The 7,338-nt window shown below is 51.9% G+C and carries 9 protein-coding genes; 5 read left to right on the top strand and 4 right to left on the bottom strand.

Going from position 1 to position 7,338, the window contains the following annotated elements; all coding sequences use genetic code 11:
* The 4 genes from BM058_RS18515 to BM058_RS10325 all read left to right on the top strand — a co-directional run.
* The coding region (locus tag BM058_RS18515) for a hypothetical protein (protein ID WP_218151898.1) at window positions 1–185 on the top strand (185 nt) is incomplete at its 5' end.
* Between the two features lie 292 nt (window positions 186–477).
* Complete coding sequence (locus tag BM058_RS18870; protein ID WP_090926969.1) at window positions 478–621, top strand: group II intron maturase-specific domain-containing protein; 144 nt, start codon at window positions 478–480, stop codon at window positions 619–621.
* Window positions 622–1,021: 400 nt separating this feature from the next.
* Window positions 1,022–1,270, top strand: coding sequence for a hypothetical protein (locus tag BM058_RS10330; protein ID WP_090926961.1), 249 nt, complete (start codon window positions 1,022–1,024; stop codon window positions 1,268–1,270).
* Window positions 1,254–1,523: a type II toxin-antitoxin system RelE family toxin gene (locus tag BM058_RS10325; protein ID WP_090926960.1), complete on the top strand. Its 270-nt coding sequence runs from the start codon at window positions 1,254–1,256 to the stop codon at window positions 1,521–1,523. The genes BM058_RS10330 and BM058_RS10325 overlap by 17 nt, the downstream gene beginning before the upstream one ends.
* Before the next feature lie 379 nt (window positions 1,524–1,902).
* Here BM058_RS10325 and BM058_RS10315 read toward each other — a convergent pair whose 3' ends face one another.
* From BM058_RS10315 to BM058_RS10305, 3 genes are read right to left on the bottom strand one after another with little or no spacing between them, the layout of a single operon-like run.
* Window positions 1,903–2,934, bottom strand: a complete 1,032-nt coding sequence (locus BM058_RS10315) for an exonuclease domain-containing protein (RefSeq protein WP_090926958.1) — start codon at window positions 2,932–2,934, stop codon at window positions 1,903–1,905.
* Window positions 2,931–3,134, bottom strand: coding sequence for a YwbE family protein (locus BM058_RS10310; RefSeq protein ID WP_090926957.1), 204 nt, complete (start codon window positions 3,132–3,134; stop codon window positions 2,931–2,933). Before BM058_RS10310 ends, BM058_RS10315 begins: the two co-directional genes overlap by 4 nt.
* Window positions 3,124–4,782 carry a tetratricopeptide repeat protein gene (locus BM058_RS10305; protein WP_143083012.1) on the bottom strand — a complete coding sequence of 553 codons (1,659 nt, stop codon included), beginning with the start codon at window positions 4,780–4,782 and terminating at the stop codon, window positions 3,124–3,126. The genes BM058_RS10310 and BM058_RS10305 overlap by 11 nt, the downstream gene beginning before the upstream one ends.
* Before the next feature lie 184 nt (window positions 4,783–4,966).
* Here BM058_RS10305 and BM058_RS10300 point away from each other — a divergent pair, with 184 nt between their 5' ends.
* A complete protein-coding gene (locus tag BM058_RS10300; RefSeq protein WP_090926955.1) occupies window positions 4,967–5,707 on the top strand; it encodes a rhamnogalacturonan acetylesterase in 741 nt (246 codons plus the stop codon).
* Window positions 5,708–6,093: 386 nt separating this feature from the next.
* Here the strand turns inward: BM058_RS10300 and BM058_RS10295 are convergent, their stop codons facing one another.
* The gene (locus BM058_RS10295; RefSeq protein WP_090926954.1) at window positions 6,094–7,110 is read right to left on the bottom strand and encodes an LLM class flavin-dependent oxidoreductase; all 1,017 of its coding nucleotides are present in this window, start codon (window positions 7,108–7,110) and stop codon (window positions 6,094–6,096) included.
* Between the last annotated feature and the right edge of the window lie 228 nt (window positions 7,111–7,338).

Genomic DNA, 7,338 nt, shown 5'->3' with positions numbered 1-7,338 from the left:
CTTTTGCTTCAACCTGTTCTATCGATGAGCGAACCTATAGAAACCCTGTAGGTTTCTTTGTGTTGCTGCAAGAGCACCCTTTTCTAAAGAAAAGAAAACGAAGGCAGGAGCGGAAGGCGGCGCTTCCAGCGGGAAGAGCAGCAGCCGAAGATCCTATCAAACGGCGGTTTTTCCGTTTGATATAGCTGAGGCGCTGCCCGCGGAAAACGTCCGCCTGCAGCGGATGCTTCTTTGCCCCCAGCGTATTCCTAAAGTAGAAACGAGTTATAGATATAGAACGGAACCTCACTCAAACAATAACCCTCTTTATCACGGATTCAGGACATAATTATCATGCCAACATTTAACACTAAATGTCAATCAAAAGTAGTTAATTCGTCGGCAGTTCTTTCATATAATACTTTCCATCCGGATTCTGCTACTGCAGGAGCCGGACGGTGAGTTTGACTTCGTCGAGAGCATGGTGATACTGCGAGTCTGTGTTGCCGTGGTAGCAATATTCGTCAGGTTATAAAAAAAGCGAACGAAATAACAACCGGATGGATTAAATGCTTCGGCATCATATATATGAAAGGATATGACGTGTGCATGGATCGATGGTTCAGGTACCGGATGAGGTAAATGATATGAGGTAATCGAAAATGGTTCAAACCAAACACCGAAACCGTGTGAAATTAAACATTCCAGGTGGAAAGTATACTTGCGTATTGCCGGCAACCATATTCTTCACCAAGCAATACAAAATGACATTTTTTAACGAGTTGAATTGGAAAATTTTCAATTGGTCTTCAAGAAAGCACACCCAACCCATTGAACCGACGTACACGGAACCGCACGTAGGTGGTGGGGAGGGCAGGGTTAATCAACTACTACTACTCGATTTCAGGGGGAACTGTAGAATGCAATACACAGGAGGCTCAAGTGTCGATACAATCTGGGGTCATACTTCAGGAGTTTGCATGAATGGAATGTGTGTAATGTCAATGTAAGTGTTGTATAATAGCAGGAAGAGGTGAATCCCATGAGTGTAAAAAAACAAGATTTGCATGATTTAGTGGAACAAATCAAGGAGAAGCACAATAAAACGGCTTATGACGTTTTGAGTAAATTTGTTCAGGGAGAATTCACGGTGATTGATGGGACCGTTGTGGAATGTGATGATTCTCCTTTTACAAAAGAGGAAAAAGAAGCAGTAGAAGAAGCGGAAAGCAATATAAATAACGGAGAATATGTTACTTTTGCGGAGTTAAAAGATGACCTCAAATTATAGAGTAATCATTGAAAAGAAAGCAGAAAAATTTATAAAAAAACAAGATGTCATCCGAAAAAAACAAATAATGAAAGTTATAGAACAGCTCCAAGTCGATCCTTATCGTGTAGGGAATGTGAAGCCTGTAAAGGGCAGTGATTTTGAAACCTACAGGTACCGGCTTGGAGATTTTCGTTTAATATACCGGATACATAATGACGAATTGCTTATCCTTGTCTTAGATATCGGTCCAAGAGGCAGCATCTACAAATAACAATGCTGAATCAAATCCCCTTCCTTAATGTTCGTTATTTTCAATTGAAGACAGCATGGCGGAAGAAGATGTTTTGAAACTGATGGATGAAACCAGCATGTCGTTTACAGCTTATGTACCGAAGCATTCTGAAGCAGCGAATACTCGTTTCCGCTGCTTTTACAGAAGCTGCAGAACTAATAGGGGAGCTGGTGTGGGAAGGTCTCCATCTCCGCATGTCATGGTTGTTGTTTCGCCGGTGACAGAGCGTTCTGCATTTAAAGAAATTCCTTCCGCTTACCGCTGAGATGTGTCAGAGGATTCACCAGTCAAAACAACGAAAATACCTGCCAATGCGGGACTTGGCTCGGTACCCAGTCGTCCACATGCGGACATGCTCTTAATACGGAAGCAATTCTTTCATATAATACTCGCCTTCCGGATTCTGCTGCTGCAGGAGCCGGACGGTGAGTTTGACGTCGTCGAGGGCGCGGTGGTTCTGTGAGTCTGTGATGCTGTGACGCTGGCAGAGGTCGAGCAGTTTTTTCGTGGGGAAGCCGTACTCCTTCCAGGCCACGTTCTTCACGGAACAGCGCCACGTCATGCCTCCGGTTTCAGGAAAGTATTTCTGCACGAAGCCGCGGTCAAAGGAAGCGTTGTGGGCGATCAGCACGTCGGTTTCGGCGAACAGCCGGCGGAGCCGGGGCCTATCCATTTCCTTACCGGCGACGTCGCGGTCGCGGATGCCGTGGACCTTGATGACACCGGGTGGAATCGGAAACGACGGTTCATGCAGGTTATTTACTTCTTCGAGCACTTCCACGATTTCCCCGGTCTGCTCGTCCACGCGGCAGAGCATGACGCCGATTTCTACAATTTCATCGCTGGACTTGGACATGCCGGTCGTTTCCACGTCGACGACGGCGGCCTTGACCGTACGGTTTCCGCTGGAAGAAGGCTCCGACAGCGTATAACCGGCGCTTCCGGGCATTCTGCGGATCGTACGGCTGTGCTGGATGTACCACTGGACGGCGCCGGCGTCGCTGAACCATGAGGCTTTGTCATAGGCGTCTTTGCCTGAAAGACCGGGATGGTCTCTGATGCAGGCGTGTACGGCTCCGGCTGCTTTCTCCATTTCATCCACGCGCTCAAGTGCTGCCTGCTTCCGCTCCGGACGGTAGGCTCCGGACTCCGCGGCACGTTCGATGACGAGCCGGGCACGGTCGAACTCGTCCCGGGCGGCGAGTGCCTGAATCAACAGGTCGCGGCAGGCGATGGCGCGCGGCGGTTCGGTGAAATGGGGCAGCACGTCCGGCAGGAGCGCCATGCCTTCCTCGCACCATGCCATCAGCCGGGAGCTGTGGGCGCGGGCCTGTTTGAGCTCTTCCTGCACCGCGGTCCACGCTTCAAACGGATGGCTTTCCCGGGTCATCCGCTGATAATCTCCTTCACCCGGCCGACGCTTCCATCTTCGAGCCGGACTTTGATGCCGTGTGGGTGGGACGCGGATTTGGTTAAAAACTGTTGAATGATACCTCGTGTCCGCTTCCCGGAGCGCTGATCCTGCTTGAGGACGATATCGACTTCCATGCCTGCCTTTAAATCGGCGCGGCGTTGTCCATTATCTGCCATTGTTGTTCACCCCGTATCCTTCGCTTCGGTATAACCGGTACGCTTCCTGGAATGCCTTCGCCGTACTTTTGTGTCTCGCCACCCGGCGTTCGATGACGCTTCGGTGAGCTTCCGGAAACAGAAAGAACACTCCGGATGTCATCGAAAAATCGTCAAACGGCAGGAGACGCGCAAACAGAATGTCGCCTTTGGCGGCGCTTTTGCTGAAGTTCGTATCAATAATCGTCCATTCCCCGCCGCCGAAAACGTCGCGGAGCCGGACGAGTCCGTCGATACGGCTGCCGCCGGTCACTTCATACAGCGAGGCGTGACTCCGCAGTCCCGCGTCAAGGACAGCACGCCGGTTTCCGTCTTCCTCGTGCTGCGCGTCGTACTGCCGGATGAGCGGCCTGCCGTCTAGTACCTCGTCATAAATGCCGGTATCGGCGATCGCGTCTTTATCAAACACGGCATCATCCTCAAACGGGACCCCGAGTCTGTCCCCGATATCCCGCATCGTCCGCGGTCCGCGCTGTTCGATTAAATACGAAAACATATCGCCGTGCAGCTGCACCCCGGTCTGACGGAAGTCCTGGTAGCGCTCCCGCTGCTCCCTGCGCTGCTTGACCACTTCGGGCTGCAGCAGATGATGGTTTGTCTTTTCCAGTTCATCCAGCGTTTCGGCATGACGACCGAGAAACAGTTCCGCGACAGGGTAAAACGAAGAAAGGTCCTTTTCCTCTTCTCCCTGCACGAGACGAAGCTGTTCTTTCTGCTGTTCTTCCGGCAGAGCGAGAAAGTCACGCAGAGCCGTGTCCGCGTCTTTTGGAGCCGCTTCAGCGGACGGAAGCCAGGCCGCGCCGCTGTCGTTTTGCAGCGTTTCAAGTTCCCACAGGCTGTGCGCCGCGACGTCGCGCAGCGTTTCGGCGTCGAGACCGTCGTAATGCGGGATGCTGAGCAGTGTCTGCTGGAAAAAGTCATGCGACGCTTCGGCATTCACAGTGTCGAGCAGCTGGGCGAGGGTGTACAGCGCTTCGGTGTGCTTCGGATCAAGCGCCACCGACTGTTCCAGCGCCGCAGCCGCAAGATCCGCGCGGTGCCCCCGGTAGTACAGCACGGCGAGTTTGTACCATAGAAAGGCGCTCTCCGGCTTTTCTTCGATGTAGGCGAGGAGCCGTTTTTCCCCGTCCGCGGCCCATTCCGGCTTGTATCCGTCAAACAGGCGGGATTCGCCGTTCACCGGCATGGACGGATCATTTTTACTGGCTGTACTCCCAAGCAATCCTTCGGTGAGGGCGCGTTCGAGCCGCTCGCCCCAATCCCAGCCTTCGGCGGCATTGCAGTGCCCGCAACGGAAATAAAGCGGGAACTGCACATCAAGTTTGCTGATATCCTGTTGAATGATGGTCGCGGTATCGACAGAAGCATGCACGAGCAGCGGCTGTCCGATATTGTATTTCGCCCGGTGGCCGCACGCCCGGCACGTCAGCGTGTGGCGGTTGCGCCGGAAAAAGCGGGGCATCGTATCGAGCTGATCGGCTGCCTGCTGTACGTAGGTCCCGGGAAGCCGGTCACTCTCCGGCATGTCCACTTCCTCCGGCAGAGAGCTGCCCGTCAGCAGGTTGTATAATTGTGGTTCAATGAGAAGCATGTCTATGTATCCTTTCACGCATTTTTCTTCATTTTATCACAGAATGAGGGTGGTGAAACGGGAACCGGCATAAGAAGGAGGAATAGAAAAAAAAGCAAGACAAGAAAACGAAATATTCCGTCAATATGTTATTCTATATTGTAATGTAATACGTGTTAAAGAGGATAGGGCCTTATCATTATAAAAAAGAAGGAGGAATATAATGAAAAAAACACAAAAAGGAAAGGACCATAACCAAAATACCGTATCGATTTACGTAGCAGGGGATTCTACAGCTTCTTACTACGAAAAAGCCCGCGCTCCGCGTATGGGGTGGGCACAAGTTCTTGATCGTATGTTTGATAAAAAAATCGAGGTCCATAATGAAGCAGCCCCCGGCAGAAGTTCGAAGAGTTTTATAGAGGAAGGCCGCCTGGATAAGATTCTTGCGGAGATTGAAAAGAGAGACTATCTATTTATTCAATTCGGGCACAATGACTCTAAGTCAGATGACCCGGACCGTTATACCGATCCAGATACGACATATAAAAGTTACTTAAAGAAGTATATTGATGGAGCACGTGAGAAGGGAGGCATTCCCGTGCTGCTTACACCGGTTGAACGAAGAGGGTTCACGGTTGATGGTGAGGCAAAACGTTCCCATGGCAATTACCCAAGCGCAATGAAGGAACTGGGATTAGAGGAAGATGTCCCTGTAATCGATATGACCGAAAAAAGCATGGCATTGTATACTGAGGCCGGTCCGGAAGACAGCAAGGATTTATTTATGTGGCTTGAACCAGGAGAACACTCGAACTATCCAGATGGATCAGAAGATAATACCCATTTCCAAGAAAAAGGTGCTGTCCAGATTGCTAAGTTAGTGGCCGAAGAAGTATATGGATTGAAACTGCAACCTCTCCACAGTCACATTGAAAAAGAACTGAAAAAAGAGTTTTTCTAAAGGCAGCAACGTCCATTTGCTATCATGGTGCGGACGATTGGCATCCTTTGAGATCTGGTACTGCTCATTGTGCGCCGCTCTTTTGGATGACAACTCTAATTTTTACTGCCCATATTTTCCTCCTTTCATCACAGAATGCCGGTGGTGAAACGAAGGGGATGCTTTACCTGCCGAATGGCGGCGTTTACCTGCCAAAAGCCGTCATTTACATGCCGAATAAAGGGCAATACAGTCCGACTGCTGCATTACATGCCAAGCCACCCCTTTTACAAGCCGAATGGAACCATTTACATGCCAAAACAGCAGATTTACCTGCCAAGCCGCCCAACCGCTTGCTGTATATGAAAAAAAGAAGCCGCCGATATCCGGCAGCTTCCTCTTCTCTTCTATTTCTGCCCGTTCATAATATCAGCGGCGATGTCGTAGGAACGCAGGCGCGCCTCTGCGTCATAAATCTGGGCGTTGATCATGATTTCATCGGCCTGGGTGTCCTGCAGGAAGCGGTGGAGCCCGTTTTTCACCTTCTCGGGGCCGCCGACGATGGAGGAGCCGAGCTGACGATGGATCGAGAATTTCTCGTTTTCATTCCAGATGCGGTCCATGTTCTCGACCGGCGGCTGGAGTTTCATTTCGGTGCCGCGTACCATATTGAGGAACTGCTGCATCATTGTCGTGCTCAAGTAATCCGCTTCGTCGTCGGTGTCGGCGGCGATGACGTTCGCGCACACCATACCATACGGTTCATCCAGCACGTGCGACGGCTGGAAGGATTCGCGGTACAGGTTCATCGCCGGAATCGTGTTGTCCGGGGAAAAGTGGCTGGCAAACGCAAACGGCAGTCCGAGCTGTCCGGCGAGCTGGGCGCTGAAGCCGCTGGAGCCGAGCAGCCAGACCGGAACATCCGTCCCCTGTCCAGGGATGGCGCGGATCCGTGGATGGTCCGGAGCGAGCTGGGAATCGAGATACTGACGCAGCTCCGTGAGCATCTGCGGGAAATCGTGGCCGTCGCTCTTGCTGCTGCGGCGCAGCGCCTGCATGGTCGGCTGGTCTGTGCCGGGCGCGCGGCCGAGTCCGAGGTCAATCCGGTTTGGATACAGCGTCGCAAGCGTCCCGAACTGCTCGGCGACCATGAGCGGCGCATGGTTCGGGAGCATGATGCCGCCGGAGCCGACCCGGATCGAGGACGTGGCGCCGGCGACGTGGCCGATAAGTACCGATGTCGCCGAACTGCCGATGAACGGCATGTTGTGGTGTTCGGCCAGCCAGAAACGCTCGTACCCGCGCTCTTCTGCGCGCCGGGCGAGATCGACCGTGCTTTGATACGACTGGGCAGCGGTGCCTCCTTCTACAATCGGAGAAAGGTCGAGCACGGAGTAGCGGATGTTTTCGAATACGTGACTCATCTATCGTTCCCTTCTTTCTGCTGGTTATTTCTGCATCCCTATTTTACCAATCGTCTGCAGGCAGCCCAAACAATCTGTTTTCCGGTCTTTTTTTTATTTGCGCGACATGGAACACTTCTGCGCGTTCTGTGCCTGTTTTTTTCTCAAAAGGGAGGGATTGGCAGGATGTTCCTGCTATGGTAAACATATGGTGAATAAGGGGTGGTATGCTTGTTCTCTTTGAATGTA

The organism is Salibacterium qingdaonense (assembly GCF_900114715.1).
GTDB classification, from domain to species: domain Bacteria; phylum Bacillota; class Bacilli; order Bacillales; family Marinococcaceae; genus Salibacterium; species Salibacterium qingdaonense.
Note: the sequence above shows the minus strand (reverse complement) of the source record. Positions and strands in the feature narration are given on the sequence as shown.

What these genes read in the sequence shown, in the direction of transcription:
- BM058_RS10330 (WP_090926961.1), top strand. Translation starts at nt 1,022, where the DNA reads ATGAGTGTAAAAAAACAAGATTTGCATGATTTAGTGGAACAAATCAAG.
- BM058_RS10325 (WP_090926960.1), top strand. Translation starts at nt 1,254, where the DNA reads ATGACCTCAAATTATAGAGTAATCATTGAAAAGAAAGCAGAAAAATTT.
- BM058_RS10315 (WP_090926958.1), bottom strand. Translation starts at nt 2,934, where the DNA reads ATGACCCGGGAAAGCCATCCGTTTGAAGCGTGGACCGCGGTGCAGGAA.
- BM058_RS10310 (WP_090926957.1), bottom strand. Translation starts at nt 3,134, where the DNA reads ATGGCAGATAATGGACAACGCCGCGCCGATTTAAAGGCAGGCATGGAA.
- BM058_RS10300 (WP_090926955.1), top strand. Translation starts at nt 4,967, where the DNA reads ATGAAAAAAACACAAAAAGGAAAGGACCATAACCAAAATACCGTATCG.
- BM058_RS10295 (WP_090926954.1), bottom strand. Translation starts at nt 7,110, where the DNA reads ATGAGTCACGTATTCGAAAACATCCGCTACTCCGTGCTCGACCTTTCT.